Raw genomic sequence first — 19392 nt, 5'->3', positions numbered from 1 at the left:
CCAGGAGCTTTCATGAATCGCACTCTCTCTTCGCTGGCACTGGCCGGCGGTTTGCTGGCGGGCGGCCAGGCCATTGCCGGTGACCTGATGCAGTGGCAGAACAACAGCCTGACCTACCTCTATGGCCAGGACTTCAAGATCGACCCGGAAATCCAGCAGACCATCACCTTCGAGCACGCCAGCGGCTGGAGCTTCGGTGACCTGTTCCTGTTCGTCGACGTGATCAAGTACAACACCGACGCCACCAACGGCGCGGGTGACGGCCATACCTTCTATGGCGAATTCAGCCCGCGCTTCTCGCTGGGCAAGATCACCGGTGCCGACTTCTCCTTCGGGCCGATCAAGGACGTGCTGATCTCCACCACCTACGAATTCGGTGAAGACGACGTCGAGTCCTACCTGATCGGCCCGGCGGTCGACCTGGACATCCCCGGCTTCGATTACTTCCAGCTCAACACCTACCTGCGCACCACCGACGGCAGCCGCCCTGGCAGCAACGTCTGGCAGATCACCCCGGTGTGGAGCTACACCATCCCCGTCGGCGAATCGGACATCCTCATCGATGGTTTCATGGACTGGGTGGTGGACAACGACAGCAACCGCCGTGGCGACTACCACGCCAACCTGCACTTCAACCCGCAGATCAAGTACGACCTGGGCAAAGCGCTGAAGTGGGGCGAGAAGCAGCTCTACGTCGGTATCGAATACGACTACTGGAAGAACAAGTACGGCATCAAGGACGGCGGATTCGTCAGCGAAAACTTCGTAGGTTCCACCGATCAGAACACCGCCAGCCTGCTGGTCAAAGCGCACTTCTGATCGTTTGCCCCTGCCTGAATGGCCAAGGTCGCAGCCACTTGCGACCTTCTGCCAATGCCATCGACCAGCCTGGCGTGGTTAGCTGCATGGCATCACCAGACCTTCACCCAAGGATGGACGATGCCACCGCGTATCCTGCTGCTTACCTGCCTTGCCATGCTGGCCTTCGCCGGCAACTCGCTGCTGTGCCGCTTGGCACTGCGTGAAACCGACATCGATGCCGCCAGCTTCACGGCGATCCGCCTACTCGCCGGCGCGCTGACGCTCTGGCTGTTGCTCAGGCTGAGGCAGGCCAGACAACCCATTGCCGGTAACTGGCCAGGCGCACTGGCACTGTTCACTTACGCCTCAACGTTTTCCTTCGCCTATCTGCAACTGGATACCGGCATCGGCGCCCTGCTGCTGTTCGGCTCGGTGCAATTGAGCATGCTGCTCTGGGGCTTGCTGCGTGGCGAACGCCTGGGGCTGGGCGCCAGCCTCGGTACAGCGTTGGCGACTGCCGGCCTGCTGGCGCTGCTGCTACCTGGCGCCAGTGCGCCACCGCTGCTGGCGGCCTTGCTGATGCTGCTGGCCGGCATCGCCTGGGGAGCGTACTCGCTGCTGGGGCGCGGCCAGGGTGATCCGCTGGCCGTGACCGCCGGCAACTTCCTGCGTGCAGCCCCATTGGCCCTGCTGCTGGCGCTGGTGCTGCTGCCACAGCTCGACTGGGACGGGCCAGGCCTGTTTTACGCCGTGCTGTCCGGCGCCCTGACCTCCGGCGTTGGCTACGCCATCTGGTACAGCGCCCTGCCAGGACTACGCGCCAGCCAGGCCGCCACGGTGCAACTGAGCGTGCCGATTCTCGCCGCTCTCGGCGGCAGCCTGCTACTGAGCGAAGCGCTGTCTCTGCGCCTGACCTTGAGTGCCGTCGCCGTGCTCGGCGGTATCGCACTGGTGCTGGGCAGCCGGCAACGTGCCGGGAGCTAATGGCGCGCACTGCGGTCTTCTATCCTGAACCCATCAAGTCCAGGGAAGATCGTCATGCCTCGCCTGCTCCGTCTCTGTCTGATCAGCCTGCTCGCGGCCAGCCTGGGCGCCTGCGCCAGCCTGAGCAATCGTGATCCGCTACGGGTCGACCTCGTCGGCCTGGAACCTTTGCCCGGTCAGGGCCTGGAAGTGCGTTTCGCGGTCAAGCTGCGAGTGCAGAACCCCAATGACAGCGCGGTGAGCTTCAACGGCGTGGCGTTGGATCTGGACGTAAACGGCCAACCGCTGGCCAGTGGCGTCAGCGACCAGAGCGGCAGCGTGCCACGCTTCGGCGAGACGGTACTGAGCGTCCCGGTGAGCATTTCGGCGTTTTCAGTGGTGCGTCAGGCCTGGGGCGCGGCCGGCTATCAACCCGGCCAGGAAGTGCCCTACGTGCTGCGCGGCAAACTCGCCGATGGCCTGTTCGGCACGCGTCGCTTCAGCGACAGCGGCACCCTGAACTGGCCGCAACCGCCAAGCCCCTACTGATGCAGGGGCCAGCGGCGCGTTTGGCGCGGATCAGGCAGCCTGACGGCTGTTGCGCGAGGCGACTCGGCGGTGACAGGCGTCACCGAAAGCCTGGAAGATCTTCACCGAATCCGGGTTCTTCGCCGCCTGCCATTCCGGGTGCCACTGCACCGCGAACAGGAAGGGCGACAGGCTCGGCGCGTGGATCGCCTCGATCAGACCATCCTCGGCGGTGGCCAGCACTTCCAGCCCCTTGCCCAGGTTGCGAATGGCCTGGCCGTGCAGGGAGTTGACCTGAATCTCTTCCTTGCCCATCAGCTCGGCGAACCAGCTACCGGCTACCGGGCGCACGCTGTGGCTGGGCGCGTACTGCACCTCGACCGGGTCATCGGGATTCTCGCGATGGTCGTTGAAACCCGGCTCGGCGTAGACCTTCTGGTAGATGTCGCCACCCAGCGCCACGTTGATTTCCTGCATGCCGCGGCAGATACCGAAGATCGGCAGACCGCGAGCGATGGCGGCACGGATCAACGGTAGATCGAACAGGTCGCGATCGCGGTCCTGGCCTTTGTTCGGCGTCTCGTTTTCCTGGCCATAGAGCGCCGGGTCGATGTTGCTGCCGGCACCGGTCAAGTACACGCCATCAGCCATGTCCAGGTACTGTTCGAGGTCGTCGATGCCACAGCAGGTGGGCACCAGCACCGGCACACAACCGGAGAACTCGACCAGGGGCTGAATGTATTTGTGGGTCATTACCTGATAGTCGTGGCCCTTGCGCTCTTGAGCGCCCATGGACATCAACACGACGGGCTTGCGGAGATTGTTCTTGCTGGGGGTGTTGCGGATCTTGTTGTCGGACATACGTCACCTTGGGACAGGCCGGGCCTATCGTTGCTGTGCAGACCGCTGGCCAGCAGAACACTCTGCTGTAACACGTGCGGCCTGTTTGGCTAACCCCGCGCACCGAGACTCATCCTGAGCCTGAGTGCCGCCTTCCGACGGCGGCTCGAACCGGGTCAACTCTATCCAGAGAGGGGCTGCAGCGATGCTGCCCGTTACCCGGTTCGGCAACGGAATCTGCAGCCAGTCTGCCCGAGCCGTAAAATATGTCAAACAAATCTGCTCGATATTTTCTGGTACCTCATCGTTGGCATATCAAGTAAACGCCCATAAAAAGGCGCTTAAAGGGAAATACAGGTAAACCACCTCCCGCTGATAAGTCCAATATTTAAAACACCCATATCTCGGTGGCTTCACGTCCTAGAGCGGCGCCCGCGAACAAAACCCTATATAATCTGCGGTTTATTCCAGCTCACCGAGGACAAGCCTTGACCGCTCTGCCGCCCTGCCCCAAATGCAACTCCGAATACACCTACGAAGACGGCACGCAGCTGGTCTGCCCCGAATGTGCCCACGAGTGGAAAGCCGGCGAGAGCGCCGAGAACAGCGATGACGCGCGCGTGATCAAGGACTCGGTCGGCAACCTGCTGCAGGACGGCGACACCATCACCGTGATCAAGGATCTCAAGGTCAAAGGCTCGTCGCTGGTGGTCAAGGTGGGTACCAAGGTGAAGAACATCCGCCTGGTCGACGGCGATCACGATATCGACTGCAAGATCGATGGCATCGGTGCGATGAAGCTCAAGTCCGAGTTCGTCCGCAAGGTCTGATTTACAGCCGTCCCTCGCAGAAATTGACTAGCCTGAAAACAGGCCGGTCATGAGGAACGCCGTGATGCGCTATCTGTTGCTCGCTCTACTGGCTCTGACCCATTCGCTGGCAGCACAGCCCTGGCGGGTAGTGGGCGACGAACAGTTCGCCCCCTACAGCTTCGTCACCGCCGAGGACGATACGCCGCGCGGGCTCGACGTCGAACTGGTCGACGCGGTACTGCGCGAAGCGCAGGTGCCGTATGAAATCCGTCTCTACCCCTGGGAGCGCGTCAAGCGCATGCTCGACCGCGGGGAAGTACAGATGGCCTTCCAGTTCGCCGGTACCCCGCAACGTCAGCAGCAATACGAGCTGGTCGGTCCGCTGCGCAGCGGCTCGACCGTGTTCATGACCACCGCCAAGACCGCCATCAGCGACTGGAAGACGCTGGATGACCTGTCGCCGTACGTGATCGGCCAGGTTCGCGGCTATGCCTATGAAGAAAACTTCGACCGCACCGATCTGGCCCGTGACACCAGCGCCCAGAATCCACGGCAACTGGTGTCGATGCTACTGGCCGGACGCATCGACATCATCGTCGGCGACCATACCCAACTGCTCTATTTCATTCGCGAACAGCGCGCCCAGGAACAGGTGCGCGTGCTACCTCGCCCGTTGATTCAGATGCCGCGCTTCGTCGCCTTCGCCAAGGGTGATACCGAGCGCGCCCGGCAGTTCTCCGAAGCGCTGGTGCGCCTGCGCAAGGCCGGTACGCTGGATGAGATTCAGCAACGCTGGCACCAGTGACGCGCTACTGCACCGGCAGGAAATTCAGCAGAAAAAGGCTCTGGGCGTAGTTGGCGCCCATCCGCCGGTAACGCTCTTCCAGCACATGGGTGAGCAGATCGAGGCGCGCCACCATCTTGCCGAACTCCACTGCATAGCTGAGGTTGTTGCCCTGCTCGGAGAACTCGTTGGATAGCAGCATCGGCTGGCCCGTGGCGTCACGCCGTTGCGAGAGCATCCAGCCGGCCTTCTCCAGATTGCGCGCGGCGTTGTGGATGAACTGCGCATTGAAGCTGTCGGTCAGGTAGAACTCGGTGCGGCCACCGTGAGCCGTCACCAGCATGCTGCCAATGGCATAGGTGAAGGCTGCCACGCGGTCGCCCTGAAATGCCGGGCTCAGCGAATAATCCAGCGCAGCGACATCACGTCGGCCGCCCAAGGTTGGCCAGTCCTGGTTATGTTCGATGGCGTACTGGATAGCGCGCTCGGCAGCAGCGGCGTCGGGCAGGGAATTCTTGCGCCACTCGCGTGGGTTACGTTGATACAGCTTGTTCATCAGCCGATAGAGGCTGTTGAGATTGTTACGCATGGCCAGGGTTGCCATGCGATCGACGTCCGTCTGCAGCACCTCGGTGGGTTTGAGCGGATTGCGCGTGTGCAGGATGGAATCGTTATCCAGACGACCACTGCAGCCGCTGAGCAGCAACAGCACAGCCAGCACCGGCAGCACTAACCGCTGCAAACATACCCAGTTGTTGATTGGCCTGCCCTGTGCAGCAGACGCTGGCCTCGCTCCCATGCAGAGGTTCCCTGGCTGGCACGCGCCCCAATGGCGCGCGCAACACTCAGAACCTCAGTAAAGCGCAAAAATTCCACGCTGCCTGTGCCCTGGCGCATAAATCGTGCCGATCAACGCAAGACACGGCAGGAAAATGCGCCTGCTCAGGCCGGATTAGCGGCCCATTGCTCCAACCGCGTGACGCTTTCGCGGTACGGCTTGAGGCTCTTGGCCAGGAGGATGATCGACGTCGACACTGCCAGGGTGGTGATGATCAGCAGCGAATAGCGCAGCGCGGCGTCATCGGCGAAGACGAAGTCGGTGACCAGCGCCACGGCGGTCGGCCCCACTCCCAGGCCGATCAGGGTGATGACGAACAGATAGATGGCCGACGCCTGGCCGCGCATCGAATTGGGCATGATTTCCTGGATCGCCGCTGGCGCCACGCCGAACGGCATGCTCAGGCAGAACACCGTGGGGGCCATCAGCACACTGGCCCAGAATGCACTGTCCACCAACGGATACAGCACCACCATGGGTAACGCACCCAGGGCCGCGTAAAGGCCGACACGCATGTTGGCATCGCTGCGCCCGCGCTTGGCCATCCAGTCAGCCAGTCGCCCACCGAAGACGATCCCCAGGCAACCGAACACCGCAACGATACTGCCGTAGACGATGCCGACCTGGCCGGCATCCCAACCGTGGGTACGGATGAAGAAGGTCGGTATCCAGGCGGCGCTACCGTAACCGGCGAAGGCCAAACCGGCGAAGCCGAAATTGTGCAGCAGCACGGTACGTCGATTGGCACGAATGTAGCGCCCCACTTCACTGAGCGGCACCGCCACCCCAGCACCGGCGCCACGCCGAGCAGGCTCCTTGACCGCGAACATCAACAACGTGAAGAGCACGCCGGCACCGCCAAGAATGAGGAAGATAAGCTGCCAGGGACGCACTTCACCCAGCACCGGCAACGTAACGTCGCCCTGCGCAGAGGCAAACTGAATGACTAGGCCGCCAACCAGAAAGGCCAGGCCCGAGCCGAGGTAGACGCCCATGGAATAGACGCTGATGGCCGTGGCCCGGCGCTCGGCGGGAAAGCTGTCGGCAATCAGCGAATAGGCGGCGGGCGACAACGCTGCCTCGCCCACACCCACGCCGATGCGGCACAGGAGGAACTGCCAGTACAGCTTGGCCATGCCGCAGGCGGCGGTAGCGGCGCTCCAGAACAGAATGCCGACAGCGATCAGCCCGCGCCGGCTGCGGGTGTCGGCCACACGGCCCAGCGGAATGCCGCACACGGTATAGAACAGAGCGAACGACAGGCCCATCAGCAGGCTCATCTGCGTGTCATTGATCGCCAGATCGCGGCGAATGGGCTCGACCAGCAAGTTGAGAATCTGCCGATCAACGAAGGACAGGACATACGCCACCATCAGGATGGCAACAGTGGTCCAGGCTCGGGCACTGGAGGGATAGCCGTTATTGTTGTTATGCACGGACGCTCTCCTCGGCACCGCAGAACGCGATGCGCGACGGTTGAAAGAAGCGCCAGCTTAGGACGATATAAACGGCAGTGAGTATCGCTCGAAGGTGTTATCAGGCCGACGAATGCTTCATACCTGCCGATACGAATGCTTTGGCACCGGGATTCAACAGCCGCGTCAAAGCACGATGCCTGTCAGTCAAGCGTGTAGGAGCCGGCCTGCCGGCGATGCTTTTTAGCGGATCGCCGGCAAGCCGGCTCCTATGGTTCAGTCTCTGAGCGGTGTAGGCTGCTGCACCTGTTCTACCTAAACAAGTACTCAGATCATCAACGGCGCGCGCTCGCACAACACCTTCAACGCCGCCGCCCAGTCAGGATGATCGTTCAGACAGGGCACCAGCTGCAGGCTTTCGCCACCGGCCTCGACGAACTGATCGCGGCCACGGTCGCCGATCTCCTCCAAGGTCTCGATGCAGTCGGCGACGAAGGCCGGGCACATCACCAGCAGCTTCTTCACGCCCTGCGCCGCCAGCTCGTCGAGACGCGTCTCGGTGTAGGGCTCGATCCACTTGGCGCGCCCCAGGCGCGACTGGAAGCTCACCGACCATTGTTCCGGGCGCAGGCCCATGCGCTGAGCGAACAACTCGGCGCTGCGCAGGCATTGCGCGCGGTAACAGTTGGCGAGTACCGCGGGCGAAGCGCTGCGGCAGCAGTCGTCGCCTTTCAGACAGTGACCGCTGGGATCGAGCTTGTGCAGGTGACGCTCCGGCAGGCCGTGGAAGCTCAGCAACAGGTGATCGAATTCCTGCTCCAGGTAAGGCTTGGCACTGGCCACCAGGGCGTCAAGATACTCCGGCTGATCGTAGAACGGCGGCAGCGTGGACAGACGCATCTTCAACCCACGCTCACGCACCACCCGCTTGACCTCCTCGATCACCGTGGTGGTGGTGCTGTCGGCAAACTGCGGATACAGCGGCGCCAGGGTCACCTCACGAATCCCCTGCGCGGCCAGACGCTGCAGGGTCGACTCGATGGAAGGCTCGCCATAACGCATGGCCAGTTCTACCGGCCCCTGAGTCCACTGAGCCTTCATCGCTTCCTGCAGACGGCGGCTGATCACTACCAGCGGCGAACCGCCTTCCCACCAGATCGAGGCATAGGCGTGCGCCGATGCCGCAGGACGCTTGATCAGAATCAGCGACACCAGCAATCGACGCAGCGGCCAGGGTAGGTCGATCACGTAGGGATCCATCAGGAACTGATTGAGGTAACGGCGGACATCGGCTACTTCGGTGGACGCGGGCGAACCCAGGTTAACCAGCAACAATGCGTGATCGGTCATGCGAAATCCTAGCTATTGATGGCCCAGCAAATCGGCTAGTGCCACATCCAGATGGGTGAAACGAAAACTGAAACCTGCCTCCAGCAGACGCGTCGGCACGGCGCGCTGACCGCCCAGCAGCAACTCGGACATCTCGCCCAATGCAGCGCGCAGTACGAAGGCAGGTACCGGAAACAGCGTCGGGCGACTCAGCGCTTGTCCCAACGCTTTGCTGAACTCGGCATTACGCACCGGTAGCGGCGCGCAGGCATTATAAGGACCGCGAGCATCGCCGTGCTGCAAGAGAAAATCGATCAGGCCGATTTGATCGGCGATATGAATCCAGGGCATCCACTGCCGGCCATCGCCAATCCGGCCGCCAACACCAAGCTTGAACGGCAGCAACAGACGCTTGAGCATGCCGCCGTCAGGGCTCAGCACCAGGCCGGTGCGCACCAGCACCACACGAATCCCCAGCTCCTCGGCGCGTTGTGCAGTTTCTTCCCAGGCGCCACACAACTGGGCGGCGAAATCATCAGTGACCGGCGGCGTATCTTCACTCAGCTCACGTTCACCGCCGTTGCCGTACCAACCCACTGCAGAGCCCGACAGCAACGCCGCTGGACGCTGTGTACGCCCCTGCAGCCAGGTCAGCAACTGCTCGGTCACCCCGATACGGCTGGACCACAGCAGCGCCTTGCGCTTGCTGCTCCAGGGGCGGTCAGCAATGGGCGCGCCGGCCAGATTGATCACCGCGTCCAGTGGTTCTTCACCCAGCTCTTCAAGCCGGGCAATGCCTCGAACATCGGCCCCGCAGAGGCGCGCGACCTTGCTTGGCTCACGACTCCAGACAGTCAGGCGGTGGCCCTGCTCGCTCCAGTGCGCGCAGAGCGCTCGTCCGATCAGACCGGTGCCGCCGGTCAGCAGGATATGCATGGCATCGTCCTCGCATGGCAATGGAAGAAACTTCACCTTTAGTCTGGTTCATGACGCGCATACCTGTCGCGTTTGTCCTAAACCTAAAGCAAGGGAGCGCCGGTTTCGGCGACAGCTGTACATGAAAACACCCTTGTATAGCTTTTGTCCAAACCTTAGCCTGTATAGCATTCAGCGCTGACGAGGTAACCATGAACGCACCCATCGCCATCATTGGCACCGGCATCGCAGGGCTATCCGCCGCCCAGGCCCTGCACGCCGCCGGCCAGGACATCGAACTGTTCGACAAGAGCCGTGGTAGCGGCGGGCGCATGGCGAGCAAGCGCAGTGACGCAGGCAGCCTGGATCTCGGCGCGCAATATTTCACCGCACGCGACCGCCGCTTCGTCGAGGTGGTGCAGCAATGGCAGGCGCGTGGCTGGGTCGCCGAGTGGCAACCGAGCCTGTACAACGCCCGGGACGGCCAGCTCAGCGCCTCACCTGACGAGCAACTACGCTGGGTCGGCAGCCCGCGTATGAGTGCCATCACCCGTGCCATGCTCGGCGCCCTGCCGGTCAAATTCAGTTGCCGTATCACCGAAGTGTTCCGTGGCGACCGCTACTGGAGCCTGCTCGATGCCGAAGGCAACAGCCACGGCCCCTACAGCCATGTGATCGTCGCTACGCCCGCGCCCCAAGCCAGTGCCCTGTTGGCAGCCGCGCCGAAACTGGCTGGCACCGCAGCGAGCGTGATCATGGAGCCGACCTGGGCGGTGGCGCTGGGCTTCGAACGCCCGCTTGATACCCGCGTGGAAGGCTGCTTCGTGCAGGACAGTCCGCTCGACTGGCTGGCACGCAACCGCAGCAAACCCGGCCGCGACAACCACCTCGACACCTGGGTGCTGCACGCCAGCAGCGCCTGGAGCCGACAGAACCTGGATCTGCCCAAGGAAGCAGTGATCGAACAGTTGCACGGTGCCTTCGCCGAGCTGATCGGCTGCGCCGTGCCGGCCCCGAGCTTCACCCTCGCCCACCGCTGGCTCTATGCCCGCCCGGCGCAAGCCCACCAATGGGGCGCGCTGGCCGACGCCGACCTGGGCCTGTACGCCTGTGGCGACTGGTGCCTGTCGGGCCGCGTCGAAGGTGCCTGGCTTAGCGGCCAGGATGCTGCACGCCGCCTGCTCGAGCACCTGCAATGAGCACGCCCGACAAGCGTCGTCTCAACCCACGCAAACTGCTGTTGTCGAAATGGACGGCCGCGCAGCCGCAGAATCGCGAGCGTCATTTCCTGGTGACCGAACTGATCCGCGACGAGCAAGACAACGTCCTCGGCGTCGAGCTTCAGGCGGTGTTCACACAACGCAGCCAGCAGCTGGACTGGCGTCAACTACAAGATACCGAACGCTGGCTGCAAGGCTGGCGCTGACCCTCCCGCGAAACCTGGCGTCAGCCCCCATCGGTTGACGCCGTCTGCCTGCACAAGAAAACCAATACCAAACCTGTACAAAGCATTTGACTTGTATAACCACACACCTATGATAGACACAAGTTGTACATGGATTGCTTCATGTACAAGGTCTAACGAGGTCAGGTTATGCAAGCGAGCAAGGCTAAATTGGGCATTAGCGCCTGCCTGCTGGGCGCCGAAGTCCGCTATAACGGCGGCCACAAGCTGTCGCGCCTGTGCAGCCGCAGCCTCACCGAACACTTCGATTTCATCCCGGTCTGCCCCGAGGTCGGCATCGGCATGTCGATTCCGAGGGAACCGATTCGTCTGGTTGGCGACCCACACGAGCCGCGTGCTGTCGGCACCGTCGACCGCTCGCGCGACGTCACCGATGCCCTGGCCGCGTACGGCGAGCGCATGGCCAACGAGCTGCAAGGCATCAGCGGCTACATCTTCATGCAGCAGTCGCCCTCCTGCGGCCTGGAGCGGGTCAAGGTCTACCAGGAAGGCGGACGCCCGAGCGAGCCGGGCCGCGGCATCTTCGCCGCCGCCTTCTGCGCGCGGCACCCGGATCTGCCGGTGGAAGAAGACGGTCGCCTCAACGACCCGGTCCTGCGCGAGAACTTCATCACCCGCGTTTACGCCCACGCCGAATGGCAACGCCTGCTGCTGCAGGGTCTGACGCGCCGTTCACTGATCGCCTTCCACTCGCGCTACAAGTACCTGCTGATGGCCACCGACCCGGTGCGCTACAAGACGCTCGGGCGCATGCTCGGCGACCTGAGCCAGCACGATCTCGGCGAGCTGGCGCCGCGCTATTTCAGCGAACTGATGAGCGCGCTGAAGAAATGCGCCACCCGTGGCACCCACAGCAACGTGCTGCAGCACCTGAGCGGCTACCTCAAACGCAGCCTGAGCCCTGAGGACAAGCAGGAGATGCAGCAACTGATCGGTCAATACCGCGAGGGCATCGTGCCGCTGGTGGTGCCGCTGACGCTGCTCAAACACCACTTCCGCCGTCACCCGGATCGCTACATCGCCGAGCAGGCGTATCTGCAGCCGCACCCCGAGCCACTCAGCCTGCGCAATGCGCTGTGATGCCATGACCAGCGAAACCATCGCCGACGACGAAGTCGGCCACGACTACCGCCAGGCACTCGATGAGGGCTACCTGCCTATTCGCGAGGTGGCCCGCAGCACCGGCATCAACGCCGTGACCCTGCGCGCCTGGGAGCGCCGCTACGGGCTGATCGTGCCCTACCGCACACCCAAGGGACACCGCCTCTATTCACCAGCCAATCTCGCACGCATCAACGCCATTCTCGCCTGGCTGGCTCGCGGCGTTGCCGTCGGCCAGGTCAAGGCGCTGCTCGACCACGAGCAGGTGCCGCAAGCAACCCACACCGACAACTGGTCACGTCAGCGCAACGAGTTGCTCGGCTGCATCGTTCAGTTCAACGAGCGACGCCTGGATGATCGCTTCAACTCGGCACTGGCGCTCTACCCGGCCAGCCCCCTGGTCGAACAACTGCTGTGGCCGCTGCTCGGTGATCTGCGCCAGCGCTGGCAAGGCCAATTCGGCGCACGCGCCGAGCAGGTGTTCTTCCTCTCCTGGCTACGCAGCAAGCTGGCCACTCGCATTTATCACTGCAATCGCCAGGTCGGCGGCGCGCCGCTGCTGCTGATCAACCTCGGTGAGGCGCCAATGGAGCCGGGCCTGTGGCTGTGCGCTTGGCTGGCCAGCGCCAGCGATTGTCCGGTGGAGGTCTTCGATTGGCCGCTGCCGACCAATGAACTGCTGACGGCGCTGGAGCACATCGCCCCGCGCGCCGTGCTGCTGTACGCCGAAGAAGCGCTGGACGGCGCCCTGGTACGCCGCCAGTTACCCCGTCTGGCCGAACAATGCCCGGTGCCGCTGCTGCTCGCCGGCCCCGCCGCTCACATTCACCGCGACTCGCTGACTGGCCTGGAGTCGGCCAGCGACCCGCTCGCCGCGCACGCCTGGCTGCTGCGCCATGGCTTGCTCGGCACCCAAGAGGTAACCCCATGCAGCAACTGATGTGGTTTCGCAGCGACCTGCGCACCCAGGACAACACCGCCCTGAGCCGCGCCATGAGCAGCGGCGCGACCATCGCCCTGTATCTCGTCACGCCCGGCCAGTGGCAGCGCCATGACGATGCCGCGAGCAAGGTGGACTTCTGGCTGCGCAACCTGGCGGAGCTGAGCAAGGCCCTGGCGGCGCTCAATGTGCCGCTGCTGGTACGCCACTGCCAAGACTGGAGCGAGGCGCCGGTGCAGGTCGCCGAGGTCTGCCATGAACACGACATCAGCGCCGTGCACGTCAACGAGGAGTACGGCGTCAACGAAAGCCTGCGCGATCAGCAGGTCTGCGCCTACCTCGGCCAGCAGTCCATCGCCTGGCACAGCCATCTAGATCAACTGTTGTTCAAACCTGGCAGCGTACTGACCCGCTCCGGCGGCTATTTCCAGGTCTACAGCCAGTTCCGCAAGGTGTGCTACGAGCGTCTGCACACAGCCCTGCCGGCCTTGATCGCCCCTCCGAAGGCACAAACGCCGCAGGCCATCAGCAGTGACGTCGTTCCCGAAACCGTAGAGGGTTTCGCTACACCCAGCGACAGCCTGCGCCTGCTCTGGCCCGCCGGAGAGAACACTGCGCTGCAGCGCCTGGAGCGCTTTGCCGACGAGCAGGTGGCCTACTACAAGGATGAACGCGACTTCCCCGCCAAGCCTGGCACCAGCCAGCTGTCGGCCTATCTGGCCGCCGGCGTCGTATCGCCGCGGCAATGCCTGCATGCCGCACTCGCGGCCAATCAGGGTGAGTTCGACAGTGGCAACCCAGGCATCGTCACCTGGATCAACGAGCTGCTCTGGCGTGAGTTCTACAAGCACACACTGGTCGGCTACCCACGGGTATCGCGCCACCGTGCCTTCCGCCTGGAAACCGAGGCGCTGCCATGGCGCCACGCCCCGGAAGACCTGGCCGCCTGGCAAGAGGGCCGCACCGGCCTGCCGATCATCGATGCGGCCATGCGCCAACTGCTGGAAACCGGCTGGATGCACAACCGCCTGCGCATGATCGTCGCCATGTTCCTGACCAAGAACCTGCTGATCAACTGGCGCGAGGGCGAGCGCTTCTTCATGCGTCACCTGATCGATGGCGACCTGGCGGCGAACAACGGCGGCTGGCAATGGAGCGCCTCCACTGGCACCGATGCAGCGCCGTACTTCCGCATTTTCAACCCGATCAGCCAGTCGCAGAAGTTCGATCCCGAAGGCCAGTTCATTCGCCAGTGGGTGCCGGAACTGGCCGGGCTGAACAAGCGCGATATTCATGATCCATCCGCACTGGGCGGCCTGTTCGCGCCCGCCGGTTACCCACGCCCGATCGTCGATCTGTCGCGCTCGCGCGAACGCGCGCTAGCGGCGTTCAAGAACCTGTCTGCGCGGGAGGTTCCGGCATGAGTGCATTCCTTCATGACTTCGCCGAGCGCTTCGCCGCGCTGAGCAAGGACAACCTCGATCTGCTCGGCGAGCTGTACAGCGATGACGTGCTGTTTCGCGACCCGCTGCATGAGGTGCACGGCCTGACGGCGGTACGCCGCTATTTCGCCGAGCTGTACGCCAATGTGGAAGCGCTGCATTTCGAATTTCACGGCTTCGATCAGGTCGCCGAAGGCGAAGGCTACCTGCGCTGGACCATGCGCTATCGCCATCCGCGCCTGCGCGGCGGCGCCGAGATCGCCGTCGAAGGCTGCTCGCACCTGCTCTGGCGCGAGCGCGTCTATCAACACCGTGATTATTTCGATGCCGGCGCACTGCTCTACGAACACCTGCCGCTGCTCGGTAGCGTGATCGCCTGGCTGAAACGGAGGCTGGCATGAAACGTATCTGGCTCACTGGCGCCAGCAGCGGCATCGGCGCCGCACTGGCCGAAGAACTACTAAAGGCCGGCCATCAGTTGGCACTGAGCGCGCGTAGCAGTGGCCCATTACAGGACTTCGCAGCACGCTATGGCGATCAGGTGCTGGTCGCCCCGGGTGATCTGACCGACGCCGAGCAGGTACGCGCGATTGGCGAGCGCATCGCTCAAGAGTGGGGCGCGCTGGATTGCGTGATCCTCAACGCCGGCACCTGCGAATACGTCGACGTGCGCCAGTTCGAGGCGGCGATGATCGAACGTGTGGTCAGCGCCAACCTGTTCGCCGCCAGCTACTGCATCGAGGCCGCCCTGCCCTTGCTGCGCCAAGGCAACCGCCCGCACCTGGTCGGCGTCGGCAGTTCGGTCACCTTCCTACCGCTGCCACGCGCCGAGGCCTACGGTGCGTCCAAGGCGGCGATGCGCTACCTGATGCAGACGCTGCGCATCGACCTGGCGGCAGAAGGCATCGACGTCACCCTGGTCAGTCCGGGTTTCGTCGATACCCCGCTGACGCAGAAGAACGACTTCCCCATGCCAATGCGCTGGCCGGTGGAGCGCGCCGCACGGCACATCGCCGCACGCCTGGACAAGCGCCCGCACGAGATCGCTTTCCCCACCCCCTTCATTGCCATCCTGAAACTGCTCGGCAGCCTGCCCAGCAGCCTGCAACTGGCCATAGGTCGCCGCCTGGCGCGCAACGAGGACAACGCATGAAAATCGCCATCGTCGGCAGCGGCATCGCCGGCTTGACCTGCGCCTACCTGCTCAACCGCCAGCACGACATTCAGGTGTTCGAGGCCAGCGACTGGATCGGCGGCCACACCCATACCGTCGACGTGCAGGTGGACGGCCGCAGCTATGCGGTAGATACCGGTTTCATCGTCTTCAACGACTGGACCTACCCCAACTTCATCCGCCTGCTGGGACAAGTCGGCGTCGGCTTCAAGCCCACCGAAATGAGCTTCTCGGTCAGCGACCCCGCCACCGGCGTGGAATACAACGGTCACGACCTCAACACCCTGTTCGCCCAGCGCCGCAACCTGGTGTCGCCGGCGTTCTGGGGCATGCTGCGCGATATCCTGCGTTTCAATCGCCAGTCGCTGGACGACCTGGCCAGCAATCGCATCGACGCCGACACCACGCTCGGCCAGTACCTCGACAGCAATGGTTACGGCCGGCGCTTCATCGAGCATTACATCGTGCCGATGGGCTCGGCCATCTGGTCGATGTCGCTGGCCGACATGCTCGGTTTCCCGCTGCAGTTCTTCGTGCGCTTCTGCAAGAACCACGGCCTGCTCTCGGTCAGCGACCGGCCGACCTGGCAGGTGATCGAAGGCGGCTCGCGCAGCTACGTGGCGCCCTTGACCGCCAGCTTCGCCGAACGCATTCGCCTCAACTGCCCGGTCAGCCGCGTCGTCCGTGATCAGGATGGCGTCACCCTGCACAGCGCGGCCGGCAGCGAGCGCTTCGACAAGGTGATCTTCGCCTGCCACAGCGACCAGGCCCTGGCCCTGCTCGAGCAGCCCAGCGAGCAGGAGCGGGACATTCTTGGCGCCCTGCCCTACGCCAACAACGATGTGGTGCTGCATACCGATACGCGCCTGCTGCCCAAGCGCAAGCTGGCCTGGGCCAGTTGGAACTATCGCCTCGGTGGGCCGCGTGAACAGATGGCTGCCGTGACCTATGACATGAACATCCTGCAGGGCATCGACAGCGATACCACCTTCTGCGTCAGCCTCAACCAGACGGCCGCCATCGACCCGAGCAAGATCCTCGCGCGCTTCCAGTACGCCCACCCGCAGTACAGCCTGGCCGGTACCGCCGCCCAGGCGCGCTGGGAAGAGCTGCTCGGCGCGCAGCACACCTACTATTGCGGCGCCTACTGGGCCAACGGTTTTCATGAAGATGGCGTGGTCAGCGCACTGCGCGTAGCGCGTGCCTTCGGAGAGACGCTCTGATGCACAGCGCCCTTTACAGCGGCTGGGTGCAGCATCGACGCTTCGCCCCGCGCGCCCATGCCTTTCGCTATCGCATGGGTCTGCTGTACCTCGACCTGAGTGAGCAGGCGCAGCTGTTCGCCCTGTCAAAGCTGGCCGGTTCCGGCCGCTGGGCGCCATTCGCCTTTCGCGAGAGCGACTACCTGCCCGAGTCCACCCGCCAGGGCGTGGCACTGCATGAGGCGGTGCGCGATCGCGTGGAGCAGGCACTGGGCACACGCCCGCAAGGTCGCATCTGCGTGCTGACGCAGCCGCGCAGCTGGGGCCTGGCCTTCAATCCAGTGAGCATCTTCTACTGCCATGACGCCGACCAGCGCCTGATGGCGATTCTCTGTGAAGTCAGCAATACGCCGTGGCGTGAGCGTTATCACTATGTGCTGCCGGCAGAGGGCGAAGGCCGCCACCAGGCCAGCGTCGACAAGGCCTTTCACGTCTCGCCCTTCCTGCCGCGCGAGCTGCAATACCGCATGAGTTTCAGCGCCGTGGGCGAACGCCTTGGCGTGCACATGGCCGACTGGCAAGGCGAAACCAAGATGTTCGATGCCAGCCTCAGCCTGCACCGCGAAGGCCTCGACCGCGCCAGCCTGCACCGCTACCTGCTGAGTTTCCCCTGGATGACCGGCAAGACCCTGGCCGCCATCTACTGGCAGGCGATGCGCCTGCTGTTCAAGCGCATCCCGATTTTCGACCACAAGCCCGCGGAAGGCAGCTTCCGTGTCGCCCGCCCGCAAGTGAAGGACATGCACCATGAAGAGCTCTAGCCTGAATCCCACCAGAAGTCTGGTACGCAGTGGCAACGGCATTGGCGCCGGTCTGTTGCGGCGCGCCGTGATACGGCAGCTGCAGAACCTGCACCACGGCCTGCTGGTGATCCACGAGGCGGGCGACAGCCTGCACTTCGGTAACCCGCAGGCCAGCCTGCGCGCCGAAATCACGGTGCATGACCCTGCGGTCTGGGGCCTGGTGGCGGGTAACGGCTCGATCGGCTCGGGTGAGGCCTATATCCATGGCTACTGGAGCACGCCGGACCTGACGGCGGTGATCCGCATCTTCGTCGCCAACCTCGACGTGCTGGACGCCATGGAAGGCGGCCTGGCGCGCCTCGGCCGGCCGCTGATCCAGGGCCTGCACTGGCTCAATCGCAACACCCGCAAGGGCTCGCGCCGCAATATCGCCGCGCACTACGACCTGGGCAATGACCTGTTCGAACAATTCCTCGACCCGACCATGATGTATTCGGCAGCCATGTTCGCGAACGAGGACGACAGCCTGGAACAGGCGCAGCTAAACAAGCTCCAGCGCATCTGCCAGAAACTTGCACTGCAGCCTACGGACCACTTGCTGGAGATCGGTACCGGCTGGGGCAGCATGGCCATCTACGCCGCTACTCACTACGGCTGCCGGGTGACCACCACCACCTTGTCGCGCGAGCAGCACGCCCACACCGAGCGACGCATTCGCGAGCTGGGCCTGGAGGATCGCGTCACCCTGCTGCTGGAGGACTACCGCGACCTCGATGGCCAGTACGACAAGCTGGTCTCCATCGAGATGATCGAAGCCGTCGGCCATCGCTTCCTGCCCACCTATTTCGAGCAGTGCGCGCGCCTGCTCAAGCCCGACGGGCTGATGCTGCTGCAGGCCATCACCATCCGTGATCAACGCTACGAACAGGCCTGCAAGTCGGTGGACTTCATCCAGCGCTACATCTTCCCCGGCGGCGCCCTGCCTTCGGTAAACAAGATGCTCGATGTCGTAACCCGACACACCGACTTCAACCTGCATCACATGGAAGATTTCGGCCTGCACTACGCGCGCACCCTGCGCCTGTGGCACGACAACCTGCGTCACGCGCGGCAGCGCCTGGAGCAGTTGGGCTACGACGATTACTTCTATCGCCTGTGGGAGTTCTACCTCTGCTATTGCGAAGGCGGCTTCCTCGAACGCACCATTGGCACCGCGCAATTGCTGCTGGCCAAACCGGCCGCTCGCCCTGCGCCTCTGTTAGGAAATTTCGATGCCTAAGCTGATCGCCAATGCCCTCCTGTTCCAGCTCGGCTGGCTGGTCTGCGTCTTTGCCGGCGACAGCCCCTGGCTTCTGGTGGTGGCGGCGATCATCGGTGTGCACCTGCTGTGGGTCAGCAGTTGGGCTGCCGAAGGCAAGTTGCTGCTCAGCGTGTTTCTCGCCGGCAGTGCGCTGGACAGCTTTCTGCTCAACCTCGGCGTGTTCGACTTCGGCGAGGAGCGCCAGTTGATCCCCCTGTGGCTGGCCTTGCTCTGGCTGTTGCTGGCCAGCACGCTCAATCACTGTCTGGCCTGGACTGCCCAGCCCTGGTGGCGAGCCAGCCTGCTCGGCGCAGTTGCCGCGCCGCTGTCCTACTACGGCGGCGCCAAGATTGCCGGCGTCGCGCTGCCACTGGGTACCTGGCCAACCCTGGCGATCTTCGCGCTGGTCTGGGCCGTGGTGATGCCGGTACTGCATGGCTTCGCCAAGCTCTATCGTGCGCAATACGAGCAGAGCCTGCGCAGCCGCCGCTCGGCCTAGCCGATAGCCTCCGTAGGAGCGGCGCCTCGCCGCGAACCGCTTCGGCTCGGGTTCGAAAAGCTTCGCCCCGGGGCGGGGCTCCTACGAAAAGCACAAATGCCCGCATGTGTAGGAGCGGCGCCCCGCCGCGAACCAGGCGGCGCGGCCCCAAAACGCTTCGCCCCGAGGCGGGGCTCCTACGGAAAGTGGCTTGCAGCTTGCGGCCTACTGCACTGTCCGCTGCACCTTGTCAGCCCAAGCC

21 protein-coding genes are annotated in these 19392 nt (G+C 63.7%); 16 read left to right on the top strand and 5 right to left on the bottom strand.

Going from position 1 to position 19392, the window contains the following annotated elements:
- The first annotated feature begins 12 nt into the window (after nucleotides 1-12).
- From CXP40_RS05050 to CXP40_RS05040, 3 genes are all read left to right on the top strand, one after another.
- A complete protein-coding gene (locus tag CXP40_RS05050; protein WP_099522331.1) occupies nucleotides 13-819 on the top strand; it encodes an outer membrane protein OmpK in 807 nt (268 codons plus the stop codon).
- Nucleotides 820-939: 120 nt separating this feature from the next.
- Complete coding sequence (locus CXP40_RS05045) at nucleotides 940-1785, top strand: EamA family transporter (protein WP_106732882.1); 846 nt, start codon at nucleotides 940-942, stop codon at nucleotides 1783-1785.
- Between the two features lie 54 nt (nucleotides 1786-1839).
- Nucleotides 1840-2313 (top strand): LEA type 2 family protein, encoded by a 474-nt coding sequence (locus CXP40_RS05040; RefSeq protein ID WP_106732881.1) that lies wholly within the window; start codon nucleotides 1840-1842, stop codon nucleotides 2311-2313.
- Nucleotides 2314-2343: 30 nt separating this feature from the next.
- Here the strand turns inward: CXP40_RS05040 and CXP40_RS05035 are convergent, their stop codons facing one another.
- Complete coding sequence (locus tag CXP40_RS05035) at nucleotides 2344-3153, bottom strand: gamma-glutamyl-gamma-aminobutyrate hydrolase family protein (RefSeq protein WP_106732880.1); 810 nt, start codon at nucleotides 3151-3153, stop codon at nucleotides 2344-2346.
- Nucleotides 3154-3620: 467 nt separating this feature from the next.
- On the opposite strand from CXP40_RS05035, the gene CXP40_RS05030 reads away from it, so the two are divergent.
- Nucleotides 3621-3962 (top strand): zinc ribbon domain-containing protein YjdM, encoded by a 342-nt coding sequence (locus CXP40_RS05030; protein ID WP_058487120.1) that lies wholly within the window; start codon nucleotides 3621-3623, stop codon nucleotides 3960-3962.
- 64 nt (nucleotides 3963-4026) lie between these two features.
- The gene (locus CXP40_RS05025; RefSeq protein WP_106732879.1) at nucleotides 4027-4749 is read left to right on the top strand and encodes an ABC transporter substrate-binding protein; all 723 of its coding nucleotides are present in this window, start codon (nucleotides 4027-4029) and stop codon (nucleotides 4747-4749) included.
- A 4-nt stretch (nucleotides 4750-4753) separates the two neighbouring features.
- On the opposite strand, the gene CXP40_RS05020 is transcribed toward CXP40_RS05025, so the two are convergent.
- The 4 genes from CXP40_RS05020 to CXP40_RS05005 all read right to left on the bottom strand — a co-directional run bounded on the left by CXP40_RS05020 (nucleotide 4754) and on the right by CXP40_RS05005 (nucleotide 9246).
- A complete protein-coding gene (locus CXP40_RS05020) occupies nucleotides 4754-5527 on the bottom strand; it encodes a hypothetical protein (RefSeq protein WP_256579241.1) in 774 nt (257 codons plus the stop codon).
- A gap of 143 nt (nucleotides 5528-5670) precedes the next feature.
- The gene (locus CXP40_RS05015) at nucleotides 5671-7002 is read right to left on the bottom strand and encodes an MFS transporter (RefSeq protein WP_106732878.1); all 1332 of its coding nucleotides are present in this window, start codon (nucleotides 7000-7002) and stop codon (nucleotides 5671-5673) included.
- A gap of 306 nt (nucleotides 7003-7308) precedes the next feature.
- A complete protein-coding gene (gene hemH / locus CXP40_RS05010; RefSeq protein ID WP_106732877.1) occupies nucleotides 7309-8331 on the bottom strand; it encodes a ferrochelatase in 1023 nt (340 codons plus the stop codon).
- 12 nt (nucleotides 8332-8343) lie between these two features.
- Nucleotides 8344-9246: a TIGR01777 family oxidoreductase gene (locus tag CXP40_RS05005; protein ID WP_106732876.1), complete on the bottom strand. Its 903-nt coding sequence runs from the start codon at nucleotides 9244-9246 to the stop codon at nucleotides 8344-8346.
- A 191-nt stretch (nucleotides 9247-9437) separates the two neighbouring features.
- On the opposite strand from CXP40_RS05005, the gene CXP40_RS05000 reads away from it, so the two are divergent.
- The 11 genes from CXP40_RS05000 (at nucleotide 9438) to CXP40_RS04950 (ending at nucleotide 19151) form a co-directional block, all read left to right on the top strand.
- Nucleotides 9438-10424, top strand: a complete 987-nt coding sequence (locus CXP40_RS05000) for an NAD(P)/FAD-dependent oxidoreductase (RefSeq protein ID WP_106732875.1) — start codon at nucleotides 9438-9440, stop codon at nucleotides 10422-10424.
- Complete coding sequence (locus CXP40_RS04995) at nucleotides 10421-10651, top strand: TIGR02450 family Trp-rich protein (RefSeq protein ID WP_106732874.1); 231 nt, start codon at nucleotides 10421-10423, stop codon at nucleotides 10649-10651. The genes CXP40_RS05000 and CXP40_RS04995 overlap by 4 nt, the downstream gene beginning before the upstream one ends.
- A 168-nt stretch (nucleotides 10652-10819) precedes the next feature.
- Nucleotides 10820-11770, top strand: coding sequence for a DUF523 and DUF1722 domain-containing protein (locus CXP40_RS04990; RefSeq protein WP_106732873.1), 951 nt, complete (start codon nucleotides 10820-10822; stop codon nucleotides 11768-11770).
- A 4-nt stretch (nucleotides 11771-11774) separates the two neighbouring features.
- Complete coding sequence (locus CXP40_RS04985; protein WP_106732905.1) at nucleotides 11775-12731, top strand: MerR family transcriptional regulator; 957 nt, start codon at nucleotides 11775-11777, stop codon at nucleotides 12729-12731.
- Complete coding sequence (gene phrB, locus CXP40_RS04980; protein WP_106732872.1) at nucleotides 12719-14155, top strand: deoxyribodipyrimidine photo-lyase; 1437 nt, start codon at nucleotides 12719-12721, stop codon at nucleotides 14153-14155. The genes CXP40_RS04985 and phrB overlap by 13 nt, the downstream gene beginning before the upstream one ends.
- Nucleotides 14152-14574, top strand: a complete 423-nt coding sequence (locus tag CXP40_RS04975) for a nuclear transport factor 2 family protein (protein ID WP_106732871.1) — start codon at nucleotides 14152-14154, stop codon at nucleotides 14572-14574. Before phrB ends, CXP40_RS04975 begins: the two co-directional genes overlap by 4 nt.
- Nucleotides 14571-15326: an SDR family oxidoreductase gene (locus CXP40_RS04970; RefSeq protein ID WP_106732870.1), complete on the top strand. Its 756-nt coding sequence runs from the start codon at nucleotides 14571-14573 to the stop codon at nucleotides 15324-15326. The genes CXP40_RS04975 and CXP40_RS04970 overlap by 4 nt, the downstream gene beginning before the upstream one ends.
- Nucleotides 15323-16570: an NAD(P)/FAD-dependent oxidoreductase gene (locus tag CXP40_RS04965; RefSeq protein WP_106732869.1), complete on the top strand. Its 1248-nt coding sequence runs from the start codon at nucleotides 15323-15325 to the stop codon at nucleotides 16568-16570. Before CXP40_RS04970 ends, CXP40_RS04965 begins: the two co-directional genes overlap by 4 nt.
- Nucleotides 16570-17370, top strand: coding sequence for a DUF1365 domain-containing protein (locus tag CXP40_RS04960; RefSeq protein ID WP_106732868.1), 801 nt, complete (start codon nucleotides 16570-16572; stop codon nucleotides 17368-17370). The genes CXP40_RS04965 and CXP40_RS04960 overlap by 1 nt, the downstream gene beginning before the upstream one ends.
- Nucleotides 17357-18631 (top strand): cyclopropane-fatty-acyl-phospholipid synthase family protein, encoded by a 1275-nt coding sequence (locus CXP40_RS04955; RefSeq protein ID WP_106732867.1) that lies wholly within the window; start codon nucleotides 17357-17359, stop codon nucleotides 18629-18631. Before CXP40_RS04960 ends, CXP40_RS04955 begins: the two co-directional genes overlap by 14 nt.
- A complete protein-coding gene (locus CXP40_RS04950) occupies nucleotides 18624-19151 on the top strand; it encodes a DUF2878 domain-containing protein (RefSeq protein ID WP_106732866.1) in 528 nt (175 codons plus the stop codon). Before CXP40_RS04955 ends, CXP40_RS04950 begins: the two co-directional genes overlap by 8 nt.
- Nucleotides 19152-19392 lie beyond the last annotated feature (241 nt).

This window comes from Pseudomonas sp. YY-1 (assembly GCF_002843095.1).
GTDB classification, from domain to species: domain Bacteria; phylum Pseudomonadota; class Gammaproteobacteria; order Pseudomonadales; family Pseudomonadaceae; genus Aquipseudomonas; species Aquipseudomonas sediminis_A.
Note: the sequence above shows the minus strand (reverse complement) of the source record. Positions and strands in the feature narration are given on the sequence as shown.